The sequence below is a fragment of the Microbacterium resistens genome, from assembly GCF_021172025.1.
GTDB lineage: Bacteria > Actinomycetota > Actinomycetes > Actinomycetales > Microbacteriaceae > Microbacterium > Microbacterium resistens.
Map to the genome: position 1 here is coordinate 2,817,270 of NZ_CP082781.1, position 21,285 is coordinate 2,838,554.

Below are 21,285 nucleotides of genomic sequence, written 5' to 3' on the forward strand. Positions count from 1 at the left end.
TCCGGCCCCCTTCAGCGGGACCCTTAGGGGTGGGGGGCCGATCGGACGGGTCAGGGAGCGACGGGCGACCCGTCGCCGGTCGGGAGGAGGTGGAGAGCGGACACGGCGGCCTCGGCCCCCGTGGCATCGCCCGCGGCGATCCGCTCCCCGAGGGTCTCGTACAGTGCGGCGTGCGCATCGGGGTCGAGGCGGGCGGCCGCCGAGGGGGCGCGGAGCCGGAAGGCGAGTCCGTCGATCGTCTGCTCGCAGAGGTGGGCGAGAAGGGGATTGCCGCTGTCACGGGCGATCGAGCGCCACAGGGCGACAGAGGCGCGGTCCACGGCCGCCGTCTCCCCCTTGCGCAGCTGCGCCGCCTGAGCGGCGAACTCCTCCTGCAGTGCCTTCCGCCGCTCGGGCGCGAGGACCGGCACGGCGCTGCGGACGACGCCGCCGAGGAGGACCCCGAGGGTCTGCAGCGCGTGCACCACGTCCTCGTCGCGGGGGATGGCGACCCGGGTGTACCGGTTCGGCGCCATCTCCACGAGGCCGGCCCGCGCGAGCTCGTTGACGGCATCGCGCACCGGCGTGCGGGACACGCCGAGCCACTCCTCGATCTGGTCGTCGTACAGGCGCTCCCCCGGCTCGAATGTGCCGTCGAGGATCGCCTCGCGAAGGCGCGCGAGCACGGTGTCCTTGAGCAGGGTGCGCGGGGCCTTCGTCTCCGGGCCTCCACTCGGAACAGGCATGATGACTCCCCAGTCGACGTCGATGAGGCCGCTCCACCCGAAGCGGCTTTCCGGGGATTCTACATCACCATGTGAAACTTCATATTCCTTCGTCATCGCCGTTCCCCTCCCGCTCACGACCGGACCCGGTCGCGCTCACGACGCGTTCTCCGTAGTGCCGGCTCCTCCGCGAACGCCGGGTCGTCTGGGGCAACCGTCGCCTCGGTGGGAGCTGTCTCGGCTGCGGGAACCGTCTCGTCCGCGATACCCGTCTCATCCACGGCAGGCGGCTGCTCCGCGGGGGACGTTCGCCGGACCTTGTCCCGATGGGCGAGCATCTCGACGAGGATGAGGGTGAGGATCCCCAGCCCGAAGATCATGAGGCGCCCGTACCACTGCTGCGTGAAGACGTACACCTGAGCGCTCGGGCCGTGCAGGGCGCCGACCGGAACGCCGACCACCTGGTCGAGATCCACCGGAGAGACGTCCTCCTCAGGATTGCCGTCCCCCTTGAGCACCGCGCGTCCGTCGTCGAGCACGCGCTCCACGCGGTGGATGTAGCGGTCCTCGTCCAGGTTGGAGGAGGAGAAGGCGACGGCGACGATCTCGCCCTCCTTCCAGAAGGACGGGTCGGGGTCCGTGACCCGGTCGATGAACACGACGTCGCCGCGCTCGTAGGTCGGCGTCATGGACGTGCCCGTGACGACGAGGCTCGCACCTCCGGTGGTCAACTGCCAGACGAAGGGCACGGAGACCGCGATGAGGACCGCGTAGACCACGGCGCGGATGCTGAGGAAGAGTGCAGGACGCATCGTCGTTCTCCTTGGTTTGGTAGGTGGGAATTGCCGACATCTCCACGATGTCAAGAGCGCTCCCCGACGACATCGGACCGGAGCCGGAACCTGGTCCTCGTACCCCGGTACGACGCGTGCTGCGCCGTGCGCCCCGCCGCCGTCACTCCGTCCGGTCCCGACGACGGCCCCGACCCGCGAGCAGCATGAGCCCCGCGGCGGCGGCGCCGGTCCCAAGCGCCAGCCCGACGGACGGGTCCGCCCCGGTGACGCCGAGGATGCCGTCCGGGAACGCCCCAGGCGGGAACGGCTCGGCCGGTCGTTCTCGGGCCAGCCAGTCGATCGCGAAGTCCGCCGTGTACACCCCCGGCGTGGGCATTTCAGCCGAAGGGCGCAGAGACGTGCGCATGACGAGCGCGACCGATGACCACGCGGGGATCAGCAAGGGAGCGGCCGACGACGAGTCGGCGTCCCACGTGGCCACGTGCACCACGTCGCCGTCGATGGTGAACGCCGTGGTGAGCCGCTGAGCTGTCCCGGCATCGCCGGGTGCGCGACCGGGGATGACGCGGACCTTCGCCGTGACGTCGGCTCCGCACTCATTGAGGATCGTGGCCGGTGACTCCCGGACTTCGTCGCCCGTGCTGATCGTGAGGTCGAGGGGCGCCCCGACGAACCGGAGACAATCCTCCGGAACCGCGGCGTGGACCGCCGTGGTGGTCGTCGGGACCAGAAGGACCGCGGCTAAGGCGGCAGAGGAGAGAAGGGTCATTGCGCTCCAGGGGCCGACAGGGCTTTCGTGTCATGAACTAGCGGATACGCGCCGCCCCGCCGGTCTCGACGCAGCACCGGCGCCCGAGGGGTTTCGACCGCCGGGGACCAGCCGGTCTCCACGGCCCACATCTCTGCACGAGCATGAGACTGGTTGAACCAGTGCTCCTTGGCGCGCGAGTACGGGACAACACCCGCACTGGCATCATCAGAGGCGACGCGCATCGTGACGATACCGGCGTAGTCGTTCCGCGCGACGACGTCGTCACGGAGCCAGTCCCGCATCAGAAGCGCGTGGCGCCAGCCCGCGGAGCCCGTGCAGCGCACGTGGACCACGGCCCGCTGCGCTTCGTCGACGTTCGCATAGACCCGCTTTCGCCCTTCCCGCCGGAGAGCCTGCGGGCCCCGTGGCACATCGCGCATCCCTGGCGCCGCAGGCGTCAGCGACTGAAGGTTCACGAACCCTGCCCCGCGCAGCGCCTCATCGGCCGCGTCTGCCGCGCTCAGGGAGTCGACACCGACCTGGAGGTCGATGATCCCTCGAGACGGGAGCCCACGAACAGCGGTCGAGCCGACATGGTCGACCCGAGCCGTATGACCCGCGCGTTCGAAAGCAGCGCGGACGCGCGCGCCGAGCCGATCCGCGACTTGCACCCACCGTTCGGTCCACGGCCGCACCCTGGTCAGCTCATCCGGCAGAGCCTGGTGTTGGCGGCGAAGACTCTCGAAGGAGCGAGCGCGGCGCACGAAATCCGAGAGGTCATCCTCATCCACGATGACGGCATCGAACGCCCCGTTCGCCCTCCCTTCCGCCCAGCGATCCCCCACTCCGACAAGGAAATGCGACCGCGCGGACGCTGCGGCGAGGAACTCGATGTCGCTGAGATCGAACGACTCGACCATGGCCAACGGCACCACGTCTTGCAGCGCGTGCCATACGGCCCGCGTCGCTTCGAAGTCCGCGACCAGGGCGACGGACAGCGGTGACGTCTGGTGCATGGAGTGGCTCCTCGCTCCCCACGTCGAGCGAGACCCGACGCCAGAAAAATGCTCGTACTTCACGTGCCCCGGTGACTTGCCGACTCCCCAGAACCCGCGACGGGAGAGTCACGGCATCTGAGTTATGTCAATACCGAGCAGACGGGGCATGGGGGGAGAGCGCGACTCCGCTCTCCCCCCAATGGGTCACGACTTGTTGACGTAGTCGAACTTGATGTCGAAGGTCTTCTCGTACGCCGTGAAGTTCGCGGTACCAGCTTGGGATCCGAAGTTGATGTAGGCCACCAGCTTCTTCGACCCACCACCGGGCACCGTGATGGGCTCGTCGAAGAAGACCTTGTCCCAATCGGCAGAGTTCCCGCTGATTCGCTGGGTGAAGTACTCCTTCTTATCCGAACCCTGGCCGGGCCCGTTCCCGTCACCGCCGACAACGAAGTTCGCCATATCCGAGCCCCCGGGGATCTTGACATTGTCGAGCTTCTTCACACGAACGGTCGCGTCAGTAGTGCCCGTGTTGGTCAGGGTGATGACAGTGTTTCCCCCCGGGCCCCCGTAACCGGAGTTGGCGATGCTCGTCCCCTCTTCGAACTTGATGGTGATCGGCGTACCGCTTGCAGTAACGGTGGCAGGCGTCTGCTTCTTCGTGATCGTGATCTGGTTGTTCGCGATCGTGCTCTGCGCGGTGACGGTGGCACCGATCGCACCACCGGTGACGGTGAGCACAGAGAGAGCTGCGATCGCGAGGTAACGCTTCTTGACGGGCCTGCGGCGCGTGTTGTTTTCCATCTTGTGATTCCTTCTTTCGTTGGTGCCGCCGCGACGACGGGAACATCGACATGGCGGAGGAGAGAATGTTTCACCAGCTTACATGCTTATATCTGAAATATTACTGTCAGTCCACGATGAGCTGGGGAGCGTCGGGGAGGTTGCCCCGACGAGTCCACTCTCTCGAACCCGCACCCTTGCGTCATCACCCCTGAGGCCGAAGTCGATCGTCGTACCGAGGGAGGAGGGCCGACCCGCCGCACCCGGCACGCAACCGACAGCGGCGACATCTCGTGCATGCGGTGGACCCTCGCTTCCCTGTCGAGCAAGGCCCGACCTCAGAGTATTAGTATTTCATATATCACCGACCTCTCGACTCCCGCGCACCCGCGACGGGAGGGGCTGCGGCGCGAACCCGCCCGTTTTCACATAGCCGCGGCGCGCCTGAGGGCGCCGGGCCTGCCCGGGCAGACATCGCCCCGGGCGGGTCCGCCTGTCGTTCGGCGCGCCACCTCGCGGGACCGATCAGCGGACGACCGAGATCTCCGCCGCGGACATGACGAAAGGGCCGGCGGCGTGATGCCGACCGGCCCTTTCGTGGAGGATCGAGGCGCTGGGGGGGGATTAGACACCTCGACGGGGTCCTCGCAATGCCCGAGCCGACTGGGGAGAAGACTCGAGGAGCTGCGTCGTCGAGCTCCCCTCAATCATATGTGAGATCTAACATTTCAGTCAAGTCCACGCCAGAGCTGCCCGTGCTGACATGCGGCATCTCAGAATGCGACGACGATAGAATCGAGCGATACGCCGCCGTAGGAGAGGGACACCGGAATGCCTGTGCCGAAGAACGCGGAGCAAGAGCCGGCCAAGCGGACGCTCCTCCGGGACACCGTGCTCCAGCGGATCCGCGAGGCGATCCTGGATGGCACTCTTCAGCCCGGCGAGCGCCTCCACGACGACCAGATCGAGGCCTGGCTGGGGGTGTCCCGCACACCGATCCGCGACGCCTTGAACGAACTGAGCAGGGTCGGGCTCGTGGAGATGGCCCCGAACCGCTACACCCGCGTCGCCGTCCCGGTCGAAGAGGAGGCGCTCGCGGCCCTGCAGACGCTGGGCGCCATCCTCGGGGGTGTGACGCGGCTCGCCGTGCCCCGCCTGTCCGGTCGAGTCAAGAAGGACGTGCTCAAGCAGTTCACGGTCGTCGTCCGTCACCTTCGCGCCGATGACGGCCCGGGAACGAACGCCGCGGCGAGCGCGCTCTGGCGCATGATCGCCAAGGAGTGCGGGAACCCGCTGCTGTTCGCGCTGTTCGAGCAGACGATCGACGGCCTTGCCTTCAAGCTCCGGGTCGCCACCGTCGACAAGCTCTTCGACTTCGCCATCTTCGCCGACCGATTCGAGGAGCTGGCTGAGCGCATCCGCGAGGGCGACGCGATCGGCGCCGAGCTGGCCGTGGAGCGGGCGCACCTTCTTCCGCCCGAGAACGCCACGGCCTGAGCGGGCTGAACCGCGCGGTCGTGGCGGGGGCACGACGTGCCGGCGCCCCGCCCGCCCGAACGTCACTCCGAGGATGAGCTCGCGCCGGTTCCGATGAACTCGTCCGCGCAGAGAGTGCGGAAGAGGCCGGCGGCGAGAGCGGCGCCCAGCAGCGGCGCGATCAGATAGACCCAGAACGAGCCCCAGCCGAAGTGCCCGGTGAGGGCGAGCCCGAAGGCCACGGCGGGGTTGAAGGCGCCGCCGGAGATCCCGCCCACCGCGACCGCCCCGACGAAGACCGTGCCGCCGATCGCCAGGCCGTAGAAGGAGTTCGTCGGGTGATCCTTGGAGGTCGCCACGTTGAGAACCACCCACACCAGCACGAACGTGACCAGGCACTCCACGAGGAACGCGGGCCACTCCCGCACGGCGAGCGCCTCGGCAGCGAACGGCCAGACCACCAGGCTGGCCGACGCCGCCAGGGTGGCTCCGACGAACTGCGCGCACAGGTAGAGCGGGAAGCTCGCCGCGTCCAGGCCGCCCCGGATCAGCACCCCGAGCGACACGGCCGGGTTCAGGTGGGCACCGGAGAGGTGACCCGCGGCGTAGACCAGCACCGTGAGCGCCAGGCCGATCGCGAGCGGCCCGAGCGGGTCGGCGCTGTTCACGACACCGATCACGGTGAAGACGAACACGAAGGTGGACACGGCCTCGACCAGCGCCTTGCGCACGATGGCGATCATGTGAGCTCTCATTCCTCGCCCGATGAGCGATGTCGACGGGGTCCGAGCGATCCCGATATTTAAGATGTTAGTATGTCGGTCCGGGCCATCGGTCCGGCACGCGCGACGACATGCTCGCGTCGTGACGCCACGGGGACCGTGATGAGCAGAACGACCGACCGCCCGACGTCACTGCTCACCCTGCTGCGCCGCGCCAAGGGCTGGACGCAGGGCGACCTCGCCTGTCGGGCGCAGATGTCCGCGACGTGGATCTCGCGGCGGGAGTCGGGCGAGGTCGACGCGGATCCGGAGCGGCGCCGCGCCCTGGCGTCCGCGCTGAACTGCCCCGCGGAACTGGTGGACTCCCCCGCCGTGCCGATGGCCGCACTGTCCTGCGTCGAGCACATCCGCAGGACCCGGGCGATGCCCATCGCGGACGTCCGCCGACTCGGCGCCCTGGGCACGCTGACGCGCTTCTCCGTCCGCGCGCTGTGCGCTCGTGCTCAACCGACGAAGGAACAGCCGGCTCCGCTGCGATTCCCCATCGAGGAGACACGCAGCCCGCGCGAGATCGCCCGCCGTGTCCGCGCGCTCTGGGGGTGCGGCGACGATCCCATCCCGGACCTGACGAGCCTGCTCGAAGCGGCGGGTTTCCTCGTGATCGAGCGGAGCCTTCCCTCCTCGGGACCCGATGCCGTCGCCCTTGGATCGCCGGACGCGGCGCCGCCCCTGATCCTGGTGAAGGACGGGCTTTCCGCGACGCGGTTCCGCTACGCGCTGGCGCATGCGGCGGGGCACCTCATCATGCACACGGCGTTCACGGCCAGCAGGGATCAGGAGGACGACTCCGATCGCTTCGCGGACGAGCTCCTCCTGCCCTCCGCCTCCGCCCAGGCGGAGCTGTCGTCGGTCGGCGCCGAAGACCACGGACTGCAACTGATGCGCGCGCGGTGGGGGCTCCCGCTCCCCGTCCTCGTCCGGCGAGCGCGGGAGCTGAACCTGCTGAGCCAGGAGCGGCGCCGGGAACTGCACCCGACGCTCCTCCACAGAGAGCGACGGCTGGAGCTCGAACAGCGAGGGACGACCGAGCGTCCGGAGAGCCTCGCCCGGATCCTCGGCGTGACCGGTGCACAGGCGCCGGTCACGCTCGCCGCCGCCGCACGATGCGCGGGGATGCGACGGGCCGCCTTCCAGAAGCACTATCTCGAACCCGCCGGGCTGCGGCTGCCGGACGCGCCCGCCCCGTCGTCGCCGTGATGTCCCGATCGCGGTGATGCCACCGTTCGTCCGGAAAGGGTGATGCGCGCATGCCCGGGTGGGGCATGCGCGCATCACGGGGGAGAGGGACTGGGGATCTCTCTCCGGGAGGGGAGCCGGCTCATGGGGCAGCCGGCTCCCGGGGTCTCAGCCGATCTTCTTCCAGAGGGAGAGGGCGTCGATCCAGTTGGGGTCGCCGTGGCCCTGGTGGGACTGCACGGCCTCGTAGATGTGGCCGTTGTGGCTCACGCGGTCACCCTTGGTGTAGTAGGCCGTGGAGTCCCAGGCCTGGACGCTCGGGTCGACCGGGCCGGTCTCCTCGGCGTTGGTGGTCACGGTGAAGATCTTGCTCGCGTCGGAGAACTGGCCGTTCTTGTCGATCGCGACCACCTTGTACTCGTATGCCGTGGAGGCCTTCAGGGCCGTGTCCAGGTAGCGGGTCTTCGAGGTCTCGGCGACCTTCGTGAACACCCCGCCCTGGAAGGCGCGGTGGATCTCGTACCGGTCGATGCCCGCGGCGCTGGTGGACGCGGTCCACATCAGGTCGACGCTGTCGCTGGTCGTGCCCATGGAGTGCACGTGACCGGGAGCGGTCGGGGCGGCGTCGACCGGGGCGTCCTTCGTGACGACCGTGGTCGTCGCGGGGGCGGAGGCGCCGCCGTTGTTGACCGCGGTGACCCGGTAGGTGTACTCGGTCGAAGCGGCCAGGTCGACGTCCGTGTAGGTCGCTTCCTTGACGCTGCCGACCTTCGAGAAGTCGCCACCGTTGGTGGAGCGCTCGATGTCGTACCGGTCCGCACCCTGGGCGACGTTCCACGACAGCTTCGCGCTGTTGTGGGTGACCTCGCCGGCCAGCAGGCCCGACAGGTCGGCAGGGGCCTCGACGGGCTGCTCCGGGCCGGCCTGGCCGTCGATGTGCAGGTCGACCATGTTGTAGAACGCGTTCGAGGTGTCCGCGACGTCCCACACCGCGTAGATCACGTGGTTACCGGTGTGGTCCGCGGGCAGCGTCACCTTGTGCGAGGGCGTGTTCGTCGCCGGGCCCATGGCCTGCTTGTACTCCGCCAGCGGCTGCAGGTCCGCACGGGTCAGGGGCTTGTTCTGGTCCCACCCGTTCTTCGTGATGTAGTAGCGCCAGTCCGTGGTCTGGTGCGGGGCGGTGTAGTGCCACGCGATGGTCAGCTCCTGACCGACCTTCACCTCGTTCTTCTTCCACCGCTCCGGGGACTGCTGGTCCAGGTTCACGGCGTCCGCACGACCCACCGAGCCCAGCTTGCCGTCTGCCGGACCACCGGTGGCCGGGTCCAGGGTGAATCCCTTCGGGGCCTCGAGCGACTGCGGCTCCCACTGGATGTTCCCGATGTCGGTGTTGCCCTTCATCGACGCACGGGACTGCACGTCCGAGATGCCCGCACCCGTGTTCTTGTCGTTCCCGACGTAACCGTGCGCGTTCGCCGCCACGGCCCCGCCGAGGACGATGGCGCCCACGAGGGCGGTGCAGGTTCCGATCTTCGCAAAGCTCTTCATGATGATTCCTGTCTGTGTTGAGAGGCTCTGTGCCGGGTTTTCCCCGACAACTCAACGATCTCGGAATCAGCGCCCCGGCGAATCAGTCCGTAGCTCGAAACTCTCTCTCGCACCGCGGTACCATTCCGGGCGCTCATCGTCCGGCGCAGGTGGTGTCGGCGGCGGTCTGGCCGTGGGCGTCGACGGGTACCGCGGTGGTGTGCTCGGCGTCGGCGGGTGTGTCCTCGCCGGTCTCCTCACCGGTGTCGGTGTCTCCGGTGTCGGTGTCGTCGGTGTCGTTGGTTCCGGCGAGGGTGATGGGCAGGTCGTCGCGGAGGGCGGCGAAGAGGGCCTCGGTCTGGTCGGGGACGGGCTCGACCCGGTTCGGGTCGTCGGGGTATTCCTGCACGGGAAGCTGCACGAGCACCATCCGGGCGAGATCCACCCCGGACAGGGCCCCGGCGAGCCCGGCGAGGACCCCCGGATCCGCGAGGGCCTCATCGACCCGCAACGACCGGCTCGCGGCGTCGGCAAGAGAGAACAACGCCACCGGGTTCGTCAACGTCTGCGCGCTCTTCACCTTCCGCGCCAACGCCGACAGATACGTCTGCTGCGTATGGATACGACCCAGGTCGCTGCCGTCACCGATCCCGTACCGGGTCCGCACGAACGCCAACGCCTGCTCCCCCTGGATCGTGTGCGACCCCGCCGCCAAGTGCAGCTGCGAGTCCGGGTCATCCACATCCTCCGCCAGACACACCTCGACCCCGCCGACCGCGTTGGTGATATCGATGAACCCGTCGAAGTTCACCACCACGAAATGATCTACATCGATCCCGGTCAGCTCCCGCACCACGTCCAGGGTGCAGTACGGGCCGGTATCGAACGCACTGTTGATCTGCGCGACCTCCACCGCCGGCTCCACGTCCCCGTCCGCCGTGGTGCACTCCGGGAACGGCACCATCGTGTCCCGCGGCAGACTCACCAACGTCGCATCCGTATGCGCCGCGTTCACGTGCAACAGCATCAGCGTGTCCGACCGATCCCCCGCGATGTCGTCATCCCCGTACGACCCGCTGGTCAGCCCGTCCCGCCCGTCGGACCCGATGATGAGCAGATCGATCGGCCCCTCCCAATCCGGGACCACCACCCCCTCACCCCCCGGACGCGCCACCACATTCGCCGCGATATTCCCCGACACCCGCACCACCATCGCCACCGCGAAACCACCCACCGCCACCAACGCCACCACCAACGGCACCACGACCAACAACACCCGACGACGACGCCGACGCACACGACGCGCTTCCCGTCGAAGCGCACTCGCCGGGAGATGGTGTGACTGTCGAGAATCCATGTGAGTTAGTTCGGATCTAGAGTTTCTTGGGCGTAGAGACTGTCAGGAGGCAGGGCGGTCAGGGCACATGCTCTGCGGCCCGCTTGATGTCCTCGAGGTCCTTCCGCATCGCCGAGCGGGTCGCGGAGATCCCCAGCGGACCCAGGAGGGTCTGCATCATCCGGGAGAAGCGCGAGGCTCCGGCCACGGGAGTGGCGGCGAAGTCCATCGTCAGACGGGTGCCCCGTCGGCGGCGGGGTCGAGGTGAAAGATGCTGACGTAGTCGGCGCCGTGACTGGAGGCGATGACGCGCGTGCAGTACGGCGGATCGATCTCGGCGACCTCCATCTCCTCGGCGGCGGTCTTCCCGAAGAGCCGTCGGGTCTCGCGCCAGCGGGTCCCGACGGCGTATCCCTCGGGGCCACCGATCCGCTCCAGCGAGAGGATCCCGTTCAGCACGGTCGGCGCACGGTCAAGGTCCGTGAGCACTCCCCACACGGCGGCGGGCGCGGCGTCGATGCCGATGCTGGTGGAGACGCTCCAGCCCTCAGGCACCGGCGGCGTCCCCGGATCCCGTGACCGTGATCACGCCGAAGGTCTCGCCCTGGGTGCCGGCGAGCACCGCCATCCGCCCGACGGGGGAGTCGAGCGGGCCGACGAGGACCGACCCGCCGTACACGACCGCAGTCTCGGCTGCGGAGTCCACATCGTCAGAGGCGAACCACGTCAGCCAATGGTTCGGGGCGTCCTTCGGCATGCGTTCGTCCATTACCTGGACGCCGCCGACCGGGCCCGCCCCCGCGGCGAAGGTGATGTAGTCGAATCCGTCGGACGCTATGTCCTCGAAGGTGTGCCCGAACACGTCCGAGAGGAACGTCTTCGTGGCGGCGAGATCGCGGGTCTGCACCTCGTTCCACGCGAGCGCGCCGTGCTCGTTCACCCGCTCGGCGCCGATGTGCTCCTTCGCCTGCCAGACGCCGAAGACCGCCCCGTCGGATCCCGCAGCGATCAGCATGCGCCCCGCGCTCAGCACGTCCATCGGAGGCAAGAGGATCGTCCCACCTGCCTTCTCGATCCTCGGCACTAGGCTCTCGACGTCGTCGTGAGCGAGATAGGTCGTCCAGACCGTGGGCTGGCGCTCGTCCTGTGCCGGGCCGATGCCCGCGACATGACGACCCTCCTTCACGGCGAGGAGGTAGCCGCCGGCACCCTCGCCGGCGCTGGCGAACTCCCAGCCGAACAGAGCGGTGTAGAAGAGGACGGTCCCCGACAGGTCCCGAGTGGACAGATCGACCCAGTTCGGCGTGCCGTTGGGCCAGATCTCGGTGCGTACAGCCATGAGCTTCCTCCGCGTTCGTGAACGTGTGAAATTTCAGTATTTCACATGGCGAACGCGCTCGTGTCTCGATCAGGCGCCGCGAAGCGCAGGGCCCCGTGCCGCGTACCCGAGATCGACCAGGACACCGCCATGGAAAAGACAAACGGCCCGGGGTTCTGATCGAACCCGGGCCGCTTTCCTGAGCCACACCGTGTGGTGCGCGAGGGGGGACTTGAACCCCCACGCCGTTGCCGGCACTGGCACCTGAAGCCAGCGCGTCTACCTATTCCGCCACTCGCGCATGTCGGCTCCGAGGAACCAACCTCCCGAGGATAACACGAGCCCGGGGCGTGCTCGAAACCGCACCGGCCCCCGGACGGCGGGCGTTCGCGTGCCGCCGAACGTCGGGTCGGAGGCGATCCCACGGGAATCCCTGGTCGCGCGCCATCGCCCGAGATCCGGCGTCCCGGGGATCATTCAGGGCGTGTGGCTACGATGGCCGTACCTATCGGTGAGCCTTGGGAGCCCAGTGGGACTACTAGACAGCTTTGAGAAGGGTCTGGAGCGCGCGGTCAACAGCGCGTTCGCGAAGACCTTTCGCAGCGGCATCCAGCCCGTGGAGATCGCCTCGGCCCTGCGCCGGGAGGTCGACACGAAGGCTGCCGTGGTGAGCCGGGACCGGATCATCGCCCCCAGCACCTTCGTCGTCCGTCTCAGCGACGAGGACGCCGCCGCCATGCACGGTCTCGGCGGCGCGCTCACCGACGAGCTCCACGCGCTGCTGTCGAAGCACGCGCGCGACCAGGGCTACAGCTTCGCCGGCCCGCTCTCCATCTCGCTCGAAGCCGACGACAAGGTCGCCACCGGGACGGTGCAGGTCGTCTCCGGCGCCGCCGACGAGCGCGTCACCTGGCAGGCGGTGCTCGACGTCGGCGGGCAGCGGCACACGATCTCCCGCGCCCGCACCGTGATCGGCCGCGGCAGCGACGCGGACGTCACGATCGCCGACGCCGGCTCCAGCCGCAAGCACGCCGAGATCCTCTGGGACGGCGAGCGCGCGATGCTCCGCGACCTCGGATCCACCAACGGCACCAAGCTCGACGGCCAGAAGGTGCGCGAGGGCGTGCTGTCGTCGGACGCGGTCATCACGATCGGCCGCACCGATCTGACCTTCCGCGTCGTGCCCGTGTCCTCCCGCCGCGGCGGCGACGCCGGCGCCCGCATGTTCGGAGCGACGCCGTGAGCAATCCCAGCGAGCTGACACTCCTTCTTCTGCGCATCGGCTTCCTGGTGCTGCTGTGGTTCTTCGTCTTCGCCGTCGTCTACTCGCTGCGCGCCGACCTGTTCGGCGTGCGCGTGCGCAAGATGCCCGACGCGCAGGCGGCCCCCGCGACCGTCCGCCCGCCGCAGGGCTCCTCCCCGGACGCCGCGACGGCGCCCGTCGAGAAGCCGCGCGCCGCGCGCTCCAGCAAGACCGGCGGCCCGGCGACGACCTCCACGGTCTCCACCCTCGTGATCACCTCGGGACCGAAAGCCGGCCTGGAGCTCCCGCTGGGCCGCGAGCCCATGACGATCGGCCGCTCCAGCGAGTCCGGTCTCGTGATCCGCGACGACTACACGTCCAGCCACCACGCGCGCCTGCTGCTGTGGGGGGAGAACTGGATGATCCAGGACCTCGACTCGACCAACGGCACCTACCTCGGCGGCGAGCGCGTCGGCGCGCCCGTCGCCGTCACCATCGGCACGCCGATCAAGGTCGGCGCCACGACGTTCGAGCTGCGAGCGTAACCGCCGTCATGGTCTTCGAGGGTTCGAGCGCCGCGATCTCCCACACCGGGAAGGTCCGCTCCAACAACCAGGACTCCGGCTACGCCGGGGCCAACCTCTTCGTCGTCGCCGACGGGATGGGCGGGCACGCGGGCGGCGACGTCGCGTCGAGCATCGCGATCCAGCGCCTGGAGAACCTGGACCAGGCCTACTCGGCGACCATGGACGCCGAAGCCGCGCTGCAGGCCGCCGCGACGACGGCCGCCGGCGACCTGATCCGCGCCGCGAAGGACCGCCCGGAGCTCGCCGGCCTCGGCACCACACTCAGCGCGATCATCATGGTCGACGACTACGCCGTCATCGGGCACATCGGCGACTCCCGGATCTACCTCTTCCGCGACGGCGTGCTGACCCAGATCACCGCGGACCACACGTTCGTCCAGCGTCTCGTCGACTCCGGCCGGATCACTCCCGAGGAGGCGCGGTTCCATCCCCGCCGCTCCGTGCTGATGCGCGTGCTCAGCGACATGGACGCGGATCCGGAGCTGGACCTCATCGTCATGGCCACGCAGCCCGGCGACCGCTGGCTGCTGTGCTCCGACGGCCTGTCCGGCGTGGTCGACGAGGCGCACATCACCAAGGCCCTCAAGCTGGGGATGGCCCCGGGCCGCACAGCCGACAACCTGCTCAAGCAGGCCCTCGACGGCGGCGCCCCGGACAACGTCACCATCGTGATCGTGGATGTCGGCGGCCAGCACCCGGTGCTCTCCGGGGCCCCGACCATCGTGGGCTCGGCCTCCAACCCGCAGGGCGTCGTCGTCCCGGCGGCGCGCCCAGCCCGCCCGAGCTGGCTGCACCCGGTCCGGCAGGCGGCGAACGAGCCGACGCACTTCGAGCCCGCCGCCGAGTACCTGGAAGAGCTGATCGAGGAGGACCGCCGCCGCGCGCACCGTCGCCGGATCGGCTGGATCGCGGGGGCCGCGGCGATCATCGTCCTGCTGGCCGCGGCGCTGTTCGGCGGCTACAGCTGGACGCAGACCCGGTTCTTCGTGGGCGCCGACGAGGACACCGTGGTGATCTTCCGCGGCATCCAGCAGGACATCGGCCCGATCTCCCTCTCCAGCGTCTACGAGGACACCGGGATCAAGCTGAGGGATCTGCCGCAGTTCGACCGCTCCCGGGTGACCGAGACGGTGACCGCACGCTCGCTCGAGGACGCCCAGTCGATCGTCGAGCGTCTTCGCGACTCCGCGGAAGGAGGGACGAAGTGACCGCCGACACCGCCCCCGAGGTCTCCGCCGACACCAGCGTGCTGCGCGCGCTGCGCAAGATCCGCGGGCCCCAGACCCAGCGCAACCGCGAGTTCTGGCTACTGCTGTTCTCCGTCCTCATCTCCGGCTGCGCGATCGCTCTCGTCCAGCTCGGCGCGCTCGGCACGATCGACCCCATGATCCTGCTGATCAGCGGAGGACTGGCGATCCTTGTGTTCGCCCTGCACATCGTGCTGCGGTTCGTCGCGAGCGACGCCGACCCGTTCGTGCTCCCCATCGCCACCCTGCTGACGGGGCTCGGGATCGCGATGATCTACCGGATCGACATCGCCCAGCACAACACCGGCTGGGCGGCCTACTCCACCAAGCAGCTCGCCTGGACCGCGATCTCGATGGCCGGGGCGATCGCCCTCGTCATCGCCCTGCGCAACTACCGGGTCCTGTACCGCTTCACCTACCTCTCCGGTCTCGCGGGAATCCTCCTGCTCCTGCTGCCGTTCGTCCCCGGTCTCGGCGACACCGGCGCGAACGCCGACGTGTGGGTGTCGATCGGCGGCATCTTCGCCTTCCAGCCCGGTGAGATGGCGAAGATCTTCCTCGCGATCTTCTTCGCCGGGTACCTGGTCCGCACGCGCGAGAGCCTGTCCTCGGTCGGCAAGCGGTTCCTCGGGTTCACGTGGCCGCGCATGCGCGAGCTCGGCCCCGTCATCGTGGTGTGGCTGCTGTCCCTCGGCATCATCGTCTCGCAGCGCGACCTCGGCACCGGCGTGCTCATCTTCGGCATGTTCATCGTCATGCTGTACGTCGCGACCGGGAAGACGAGCTGGGTCCTGATCGGGCTCGCGATGGTCGCCGCCGGCGTCGCCGCGGCGACGCAGATCCTCAGCTACGTGCAGGGCCGCTTCCACAACTGGCTCGACGCCTTCAATCCGGAGCTCATCGAGGCGGACGGCGGCAGTTACCAGCTCGTCCAGGGCATCTTCGGGCTCGCGCACGGCGGCCTCATCGGCACGGGACTCGGCCAGGGCCGCCCCCACCTGACCCCGCTCGCCGAGAGCGACTACATCATCCCCAGCCTGGGCGAGGAGCTGGGCCTCATCGGGCTGTTCGCGATCCTGTGCCTCTACATGGTCTTCGTGAGCCGCGGCCTTCGCATCGGGCTGGCCGGGCAGGACGACTTCGGCAAGCTCCTCGCGACCGGATTGTCGTTCACGATCGCGCTGCAGGTGTTCATCATGGTCGGCGGAGTCACGCGGGTCATCCCGCTGACCGGTCTGACGACCCCGTTCCTCGCCGCGGGCGGATCCTCGCTGGTCGCGAACTGGCTCATCGTGGCGCTGCTGCTGCGCATCTCGGATCGCGTCCGTCGACAGCCCCGGGTGGTGATCGGATGACCACCCTGATCTCCACGCGTTTCGTCTCGCTCCGCTCGCTCAACGACCGGTCGTTGAGCGAGGAGCGAAGCACCGAGACGAAACGCCGTCACGCCCGAGGCGGTGCCGTATGACCAAAGAACTGAGACGGATCAGCTTCCTCGTGCTGCTGATGTTCTTCTCGCTGTTCGCCGCGGCGAGCTGGATCCAGGTGGTCCAGGCCGACGACCTGGCGCAGAACGAGTTCAATCGGCGCACCCTGCTGGACAGCTACGAGGTCCAGCGGGGGTCGATCCTGGCCGGCGGAGCGCAGATCGCCTCGTCGACGCCGTCCGACGACGTCTACTCCTTCCAGCGGGTCTACGCGGATCCGCACCTGTGGGCTGCGGTGACCGGGTTCTACAACCCGGCACTGGGCAGTGCCACCGGGATCGAGCGGGCGATGAACAGCGAGCTGTCCGGCACCGGTGGCACCCAGTTCTTCTCCACCATCGAGCGGATCATCTCCGGACAGCCCCAGCGCGGGGCGAACGTGGTGCTGAGCCTGGATCCGGCGATCCAGCAGGCCGCCTACGACGCGCTGGACGGCTATCAGGGCGCGATCGTGGCGATGGAGCCGAAGACGGGGCGCGTCCTCGCCATGGTCTCCACGCCGGGCTACGACACGAACGCCCTGGCCGTGCACGACCCGGACACCGCTCAGGACACGTATCAGCAGCTCGAGGACGACCCGGGCGACCCGCTGTTCAACCGCGGGCTCGGCGGGAACCTCAACCCCCCGGGATCCACGTTCAAGATCGTGACGGCCGCGGCGGCGCTCGCCTCCGGGAAGTACACGCTGCAGTCGACCCTCCCGAACCCCGCCTCCTACGTCCTCCCCGGGACCACGACGGCCGTGCACAACGCGTGGGGCGGCGCGTGCGGCGGCGGCAACGAGGTCACGATCGCCGAGGCGCTGCGCCTCAGCTGCAACATCCCGATGGCGGAGCTCGCCGCCGCGCTCGGCGACGACGCGATTAAGCAGATGGCGGAGAAGTTCGGCTTCAACCAGAGCTTCCAGACCCCGCTCGAGTCCACGCCGTCCACCTACCCCTCGGGCCTCAGCGACGACCAGACGGCCCTTACGGGCTTCGGCCAGGGCGACGTCCGGGCCACCCCGCTGCAGATGGCGATGGTGTCGGCCGGGATCGCCAATGACGGGATCGTCATGAAGCCGCGGATGGTCGACAGCATCCTGGGCGACGACCTGTCCGTGCAGAAGTCGTTCGAGGACTCGGAGCTGGGGCGCGCGCTGACCGCTGAGGAGGCCGACGCGATCACCGACGTGCTGGTCGCGGGGGTCCAGGGCGGCGCCGCGACGGGTGCAAGAATAGACGGAGTCGACGTGGCCGGGAAGACGGGAACGGCCGAGAACGGCGACACCGATCCGTACACCCTCTGGTTCACCGGCTTCGCTCCGGCGGAGAACCCGCAGGTCGCGGTCGCGGTGGTCGTCGAGGATGGCGGCGGGCAGGGTCAGGACGGATCCGGTGACGGGATCGCGTCACCGATTGCGAAGAAGGTCATAGAGGCGGTGCTGAACAGATGAGGCCGACGCAGGGTGTGTCGTTCGGTGGTCGCTACGAGCTGCAGTCGCGGATCGCTATCGGCGGCATGGGCGAGGTGTGGGAGGCGACCGATCACGTCATCGGGCGGACGGTCGCGATCAAGATCCTCAAGGACGAGTACATGGGGGACCCCGGGTTCCTCGAGCGGTTCCGCGCCGAGGCGCGGCACGCCGCGCTCGTCAACCACGAGGGTATCGCGAGCGTCTTCGACTACGGCGAGGAGAACGGCTCCGCGTACCTGGTGATGGAGCTCGTGCCCGGCGAGGCGCTGTCGACGATCATCGAGCGCGAGGGGACGCTGAGCGCCGACAAGACGCTCGACATCGTCGCCCAGACCGCCTCCGCGCTCCAGGCCGCACACGCCGCGGGGCTGGTGCACCGCGACATCAAGCCCGGCAACCTGCTGATCACGCCCGACGGCCGCGTCAAGATCACCGACTTCGGCATCGCCCGCATCGCCGACCAGGTCCCGCTGACCGCGACCGGTCAGGTCATGGGCACCGTGCAGTACCTCTCGCCGGAGCAGGCGTCCGGCCACCCCGCGTCCCCCGCGACGGACATCTACTCCCTCGGCATCGTCGCGTACGAGTGCCTGGCGGGCAAGCGCCCGTTCACCGGGGAGTCGCAGGTGGCCATCGCGATGGCGCAGATCAACGAGCAGCCGCCGCCGCTGCCTTCGACCGTGCCGGTCCCGGTGCAGAACCTCGTCATGGCGATGATCGCGAAGAAGCCGGCGGACCGGCCGTCCTCCGCGGCGACCGTCGCACGCGCCGCCCAGGCCCTTCGCCGCGGCGATCTGAACTCCGCGGCGATCGCCGTCCCCGCCATCGCCGCGGGCGCCGCCGCCGGCAACGACGCGGCGACGACCCTGCTGGGCACCGGCGCCACCGAGGGGGCGACCCGGATCCTGCCGACCACGGCGCAGCTGCCGACGGGTGCGGCGGCCGAAGAGGAGGCCGCGCCCAAGAAGAAGCGCAGCGCCTGGACGACGCCGCTCATCGTGCTGATCATCCTCCTCCTGCTCGTGCTCGGCGGCACCGTGTGGGCGCTGATGTTCAACCAGAGCCCGTCGCCGGAGCCGTCCCACAGCACCTCGGCCCCGGCCTCGCCGAAGCCGTCGCCCAAGCCGTCGACGCCCAGCCCTCAGCCGACCCAGAACCGCGTCAACGTGAACGACCTGGGACTGGTCGGCATGACCTGCGACGAGGCCACCGCCGCCGCGCGTAACGCGGGCCTGGATGCCAACTGCACGACCGGCGACCCGGCCCCCTCCGACGACCAGGTCGGCCGCGTGGCGCGCGTCGAGCCGACCGGGTCGGTGAACCCGGGCACGCTGCTGTCGCTGGTCGTGTACGGCGACCGGGTGTCGGTCGGCTCCCCGTCCACCCCGCCGTCGGTCGACGGAGAGCCGGAGTCCGGCAAGAACGTCACGCTGTCCTGGGACGCCTACGTGTGCCCGAGCGGCACCGGGACCGTCAGCGGGTACAACGTGGTCCTGGGCGGCGCAACGTTCGAGGACGGCTCGACGACGCGCACGTTCGGCACGGAGACCCAGGCGACGATCAAGGTCACGAGCATCGCCGGCCAGCAGCTCACGGCCAGCTATACCGCGATCTGCACGAGCGAGAGCGGTGAGCAGCGCGAGACCGGCGCGTCGCCGCAGATGTCGGTGACGATCACGGGCGGTTCCACCCCGACCCCCGTTCCCACCGAGACCCCGGGCGGCAACAACGCCGGGGGCGACGCGGCCACCGGAAGCGACGGGACCGAGAAGGAGCGCGCCGAAGTCCGGCAGGTCCCGGTCCTCGCAGGAAAGGGCCGCTAGGCGTCGAGGGAGCTCGACAGGTCGTTCACATGGAGGGGAGTCGGTCGTTGTCCACGCAGTCGCGCGTGATCGCCGGGCGCTATCGGGTCGATGAGGTGATCGGCCAGGGCGGCATGGCGCAGGTGCACCGGGGAGAGGACCTGACGCTCGGCCGACCCGTCGCGATCAAGATCCTCGACCGGGAGCTCGCGCGCGACACGGCGTTCCGCACCCGCTTCCGCATGGAGGCGCAGGCGGCGTCGCGGATGGCGCACCCCTCGATCGTCCGGGTGTTCGACGCGGGGGAGGACCCGTCCGCCGAAGCCGGGGGATCCCCGTCCGAGCCGGTTCCGTTCATCGTCATGGAGCTCGTCGAAGGCGAGCTGCTCAAGGACGTCCTGCAGCGCGGGCCCGTCTCCGTGGCCGACGCCGTGCGCTATGCGGACGGCATCCTGGAGGCTCTCGAGTACTCGCACCGGGCCGGTGTCGTGCACCGCGACATCAAGCCCGGCAACGTCATGGTCACCCCGTCCGGGGCGGTGAAGGTGATGGACTTCGGGATCGCCCGCGCGGTCTCCGACTCCTCGTCCACCGTCGCGCAGACGACCCAGATCATCGGCACCGCCGCCTACTTCTCGCCGGAGCAGGCGAAGGGCGAGCAGGTCGACGCCCGCACCGACATCTACTCGACCGGCGTCGTGCTCTACGAGATGCTCGCCGGCCGCCAGCCGTTCCGCGGCGACTCGCCCGTGGCCGTCGCCTACCAGCATGTGAGCGAGGCGCCGGTTCCGCCGAGCGAGCTGCACGAGGACGCGCCGGACGAGGCCGAACGGCACGCGCTGGACCCCGTCGTCCTGCGTGCGCTCGCGAAGGATCCGTTCCAGCGCTTCCCCGACGCCAGCGCGTTCCGCGACTCCCTGCGCGCCGCCACCACGGGATCGGTGCCGACGAAGAAGCAGGCGAGGAAGCAGATGGGGGAGCTCACCAGCGAGCTCTACGGCCCGAGCCCCCGCCAGGCGGCCGAGACGGCGCGCACCCTGCGCCAGCTCAGCACGGACACGACCATGGCCCGGACCCAATCCGGGCCGCCGGTCGCCTGGATCTGGGCCGGCGTCGCCCTGCTCGCCGTCCTGCTCGCCTCCGTCCTCATCTGGGTCGTCGCGATGCGCCCGGCGGGAGAGCTGCCCTCGAGCACGCGGGAGGTCACCGACCTGTCCGGGATGACCTACGAGCGGGCCGAGGACGCCTTGCAGGACCTGGGGCTCAAGGCGGCACGCATCAACGAGTCCAGCGCCGAGGTGGCCGAGGGCAACGTTATCCGCAGCGACCCCGGCATGGGATCGCGGATCGAGGTGGGTCATACCGTGACCCTGTACGTGTCGACCGGCGCCGAGATGGTGAAGATGCCGCCGATCACCGGCCTCAGCCAAGCGGCGGCCACCGACGCCCTGCAGAAGGCCGGGTTGAGCGTGGGCGCCGTGCGGCGGCAGAACGATCCGCAGTCCCAGGGCGGGACGGTGCTCGACGCGTCCGTCGCCGCCGACGCCGAGGTGGCGCCGGGGACCGTCGTCGATCTCGTCGTCGCGAGCGGCGTGGTCACGCTGAACGACCTCACCGGGAGCACGCTCGAGTACGCCTCGGAGCAGCTGGCCTCCCTGGGGCTCACGGCGCGGACGGCGGAGAACAAGGACTGCGCCGCGACGGATCCCGCCACCGTGCGGTCCATGTCGGTCGCACCGGGCGACGTCCCCGTCCAGTCCGAGGTCGTCCTGTACTACTGCACCGGCAAGGACAAGTAGCCGGCCCGCAGCCCTCGCC

At 69.3% G+C, this 21,285-nt stretch carries 20 protein-coding genes and 1 tRNA gene; 9 read left to right on the forward strand and 12 right to left on the reverse strand.

Features of this window, described 5'->3' with window-relative positions:
* Positions 1-50: 50 nt before the first annotated feature.
* The 5 genes from K8F61_RS13300 to K8F61_RS13320 all read right to left on the reverse strand — a co-directional run bounded on the left by K8F61_RS13300 (position 51) and on the right by K8F61_RS13320 (position 4,051).
* Entirely contained in the window at positions 51-725 is a 675-nt protein-coding gene (locus K8F61_RS13300; protein ID WP_231819463.1) for a GntR family transcriptional regulator, read from the reverse strand.
* Between the two features lie 113 nt (positions 726-838).
* On the reverse strand, positions 839-1,516 hold the full coding sequence (locus tag K8F61_RS13305; protein WP_231819464.1) for a S24/S26 family peptidase: 678 nt from the start codon (positions 1,514-1,516) through the stop codon (positions 839-841).
* Between the two features lie 142 nt (positions 1,517-1,658).
* Positions 1,659-2,267: a hypothetical protein gene (locus K8F61_RS13310; protein WP_231819465.1), complete on the reverse strand. Its 609-nt coding sequence runs from the start codon at positions 2,265-2,267 to the stop codon at positions 1,659-1,661.
* On the reverse strand, positions 2,264-3,265 hold the full coding sequence (locus K8F61_RS13315) for a GrpB family protein (protein WP_231819466.1): 1,002 nt from the start codon (positions 3,263-3,265) through the stop codon (positions 2,264-2,266). The genes K8F61_RS13310 and K8F61_RS13315 overlap by 4 nt, the downstream gene beginning before the upstream one ends.
* 186 nt (positions 3,266-3,451) lie before the next feature.
* Positions 3,452-4,051 carry a hypothetical protein gene (locus K8F61_RS13320; RefSeq protein ID WP_231819467.1) on the reverse strand — a complete coding sequence of 200 codons (600 nt, stop codon included), beginning with the start codon at positions 4,049-4,051 and terminating at the stop codon, positions 3,452-3,454.
* Between the two features lie 810 nt (positions 4,052-4,861).
* Here K8F61_RS13320 and K8F61_RS13325 point away from each other — a divergent pair.
* On the forward strand, positions 4,862-5,527 hold the full coding sequence (locus K8F61_RS13325; RefSeq protein WP_231819468.1) for a GntR family transcriptional regulator: 666 nt from the start codon (positions 4,862-4,864) through the stop codon (positions 5,525-5,527).
* Positions 5,528-5,589: 62 nt separating this feature from the next.
* On the opposite strand, the gene K8F61_RS13330 is transcribed toward K8F61_RS13325, so the two are convergent.
* Complete coding sequence (locus K8F61_RS13330; RefSeq protein WP_231819469.1) at positions 5,590-6,249, reverse strand: MIP/aquaporin family protein; 660 nt, start codon at positions 6,247-6,249, stop codon at positions 5,590-5,592.
* A 141-nt stretch (positions 6,250-6,390) separates the two neighbouring features.
* Here K8F61_RS13330 and K8F61_RS13335 point away from each other — a divergent pair, with 141 nt between their 5' ends.
* On the forward strand, positions 6,391-7,485 hold the full coding sequence (locus K8F61_RS13335) for a helix-turn-helix domain-containing protein (RefSeq protein WP_231819470.1): 1,095 nt from the start codon (positions 6,391-6,393) through the stop codon (positions 7,483-7,485).
* A 147-nt stretch (positions 7,486-7,632) separates the two neighbouring features.
* On the opposite strand, the gene K8F61_RS13340 is transcribed toward K8F61_RS13335, so the two are convergent.
* The 6 genes from K8F61_RS13340 to K8F61_RS13365 all read right to left on the reverse strand — a co-directional run bounded on the left by K8F61_RS13340 (position 7,633) and on the right by K8F61_RS13365 (position 11,946).
* The gene (locus K8F61_RS13340; protein ID WP_231819471.1) at positions 7,633-9,012 is read right to left on the reverse strand and encodes a lytic polysaccharide monooxygenase; all 1,380 of its coding nucleotides are present in this window, start codon (positions 9,010-9,012) and stop codon (positions 7,633-7,635) included.
* A gap of 133 nt (positions 9,013-9,145) precedes the next feature.
* On the reverse strand, positions 9,146-10,141 hold the full coding sequence (locus tag K8F61_RS13345) for an LCP family protein (RefSeq protein ID WP_269456626.1): 996 nt from the start codon (positions 10,139-10,141) through the stop codon (positions 9,146-9,148).
* A 265-nt stretch (positions 10,142-10,406) separates the two neighbouring features.
* Positions 10,407-10,556: a hypothetical protein gene (locus K8F61_RS13350; RefSeq protein ID WP_231819472.1), complete on the reverse strand. Its 150-nt coding sequence runs from the start codon at positions 10,554-10,556 to the stop codon at positions 10,407-10,409.
* Between the two features lie 2 nt (positions 10,557-10,558).
* Positions 10,559-10,882, reverse strand: a complete 324-nt coding sequence (locus tag K8F61_RS13355; RefSeq protein ID WP_231819473.1) for an SRPBCC family protein — start codon at positions 10,880-10,882, stop codon at positions 10,559-10,561.
* Positions 10,875-11,666, reverse strand: a complete 792-nt coding sequence (locus K8F61_RS13360; protein ID WP_231819474.1) for a VOC family protein — start codon at positions 11,664-11,666, stop codon at positions 10,875-10,877. The genes K8F61_RS13355 and K8F61_RS13360 overlap by 8 nt, the downstream gene beginning before the upstream one ends.
* 193 nt (positions 11,667-11,859) lie before the next feature.
* Positions 11,860-11,946 (reverse strand) — tRNA-Leu (locus K8F61_RS13365).
* A 228-nt stretch (positions 11,947-12,174) separates the two neighbouring features.
* Between K8F61_RS13365 and K8F61_RS13370 the strand changes: the two genes are divergently transcribed.
* The 7 genes from K8F61_RS13370 (at position 12,175) to pknB (ending at position 21,266) form a co-directional block, all read left to right on the forward strand.
* Positions 12,175-12,888, forward strand: coding sequence for an FhaA domain-containing protein (locus tag K8F61_RS13370; protein WP_067246829.1), 714 nt, complete (start codon positions 12,175-12,177; stop codon positions 12,886-12,888).
* A complete protein-coding gene (locus K8F61_RS13375; protein WP_231819475.1) occupies positions 12,885-13,433 on the forward strand; it encodes an FHA domain-containing protein FhaB/FipA in 549 nt (182 codons plus the stop codon). The genes K8F61_RS13370 and K8F61_RS13375 overlap by 4 nt, the downstream gene beginning before the upstream one ends.
* Positions 13,434-13,441: 8 nt before the next feature.
* Entirely contained in the window at positions 13,442-14,683 is a 1,242-nt protein-coding gene (locus K8F61_RS13380; RefSeq protein WP_067246836.1) for a PP2C family protein-serine/threonine phosphatase, read from the forward strand.
* Positions 14,680-16,077: an FtsW/RodA/SpoVE family cell cycle protein gene (locus tag K8F61_RS13385; RefSeq protein ID WP_067246840.1), complete on the forward strand. Its 1,398-nt coding sequence runs from the start codon at positions 14,680-14,682 to the stop codon at positions 16,075-16,077. Before K8F61_RS13380 ends, K8F61_RS13385 begins: the two co-directional genes overlap by 4 nt.
* Positions 16,078-16,186: 109 nt before the next feature.
* Complete coding sequence (locus K8F61_RS13390; protein ID WP_231819476.1) at positions 16,187-17,644, forward strand: peptidoglycan D,D-transpeptidase FtsI family protein; 1,458 nt, start codon at positions 16,187-16,189, stop codon at positions 17,642-17,644.
* Complete coding sequence (locus K8F61_RS13395; protein WP_231819477.1) at positions 17,641-19,488, forward strand: serine/threonine-protein kinase; 1,848 nt, start codon at positions 17,641-17,643, stop codon at positions 19,486-19,488. The genes K8F61_RS13390 and K8F61_RS13395 overlap by 4 nt, the downstream gene beginning before the upstream one ends.
* Positions 19,489-19,517: 29 nt before the next feature.
* A complete protein-coding gene (gene pknB, locus K8F61_RS13400) occupies positions 19,518-21,266 on the forward strand; it encodes a Stk1 family PASTA domain-containing Ser/Thr kinase (RefSeq protein WP_067246846.1) in 1,749 nt (582 codons plus the stop codon).
* Positions 21,267-21,285 lie beyond the last annotated feature (19 nt).

Coding starts and splice junctions, on each gene's coding strand:
- K8F61_RS13300 (WP_231819463.1), bottom strand. CDS start 725: ATGCCTGTTCCGAGTGGAGGCCCGGAGACGAAGGCCCCGCGCACCCTG.
- K8F61_RS13305 (WP_231819464.1), bottom strand. CDS start 1,516: ATGCGTCCTGCACTCTTCCTCAGCATCCGCGCCGTGGTCTACGCGGTC.
- K8F61_RS13310 (WP_231819465.1), bottom strand. CDS start 2,267: ATGACCCTTCTCTCCTCTGCCGCCTTAGCCGCGGTCCTTCTGGTCCCG.
- K8F61_RS13315 (WP_231819466.1), bottom strand. CDS start 3,265: ATGCACCAGACGTCACCGCTGTCCGTCGCCCTGGTCGCGGACTTCGAA.
- K8F61_RS13320 (WP_231819467.1), bottom strand. CDS start 4,051: ATGGAAAACAACACGCGCCGCAGGCCCGTCAAGAAGCGTTACCTCGCG.
- K8F61_RS13325 (WP_231819468.1), top strand. CDS start 4,862: ATGCCTGTGCCGAAGAACGCGGAGCAAGAGCCGGCCAAGCGGACGCTC.
- K8F61_RS13330 (WP_231819469.1), bottom strand. CDS start 6,249: ATGATCGCCATCGTGCGCAAGGCGCTGGTCGAGGCCGTGTCCACCTTC.
- K8F61_RS13335 (WP_231819470.1), top strand. CDS start 6,391: ATGAGCAGAACGACCGACCGCCCGACGTCACTGCTCACCCTGCTGCGC.
- K8F61_RS13340 (WP_231819471.1), bottom strand. CDS start 9,012: ATGAAGAGCTTTGCGAAGATCGGAACCTGCACCGCCCTCGTGGGCGCC.
- K8F61_RS13350 (WP_231819472.1), bottom strand. CDS start 10,556: ATGGACTTCGCCGCCACTCCCGTGGCCGGAGCCTCGCGCTTCTCCCGG.
- K8F61_RS13360 (WP_231819474.1), bottom strand. CDS start 11,666: ATGGCTGTACGCACCGAGATCTGGCCCAACGGCACGCCGAACTGGGTC.
- K8F61_RS13380 (WP_067246836.1), top strand. CDS start 13,442: ATGGTCTTCGAGGGTTCGAGCGCCGCGATCTCCCACACCGGGAAGGTC.
- K8F61_RS13390 (WP_231819476.1), top strand. CDS start 16,187: ATGACCAAAGAACTGAGACGGATCAGCTTCCTCGTGCTGCTGATGTTC.
- K8F61_RS13395 (WP_231819477.1), top strand. CDS start 17,641: ATGAGGCCGACGCAGGGTGTGTCGTTCGGTGGTCGCTACGAGCTGCAG.
- pknB (WP_067246846.1), top strand. CDS start 19,518: ATGGAGGGGAGTCGGTCGTTGTCCACGCAGTCGCGCGTGATCGCCGGG.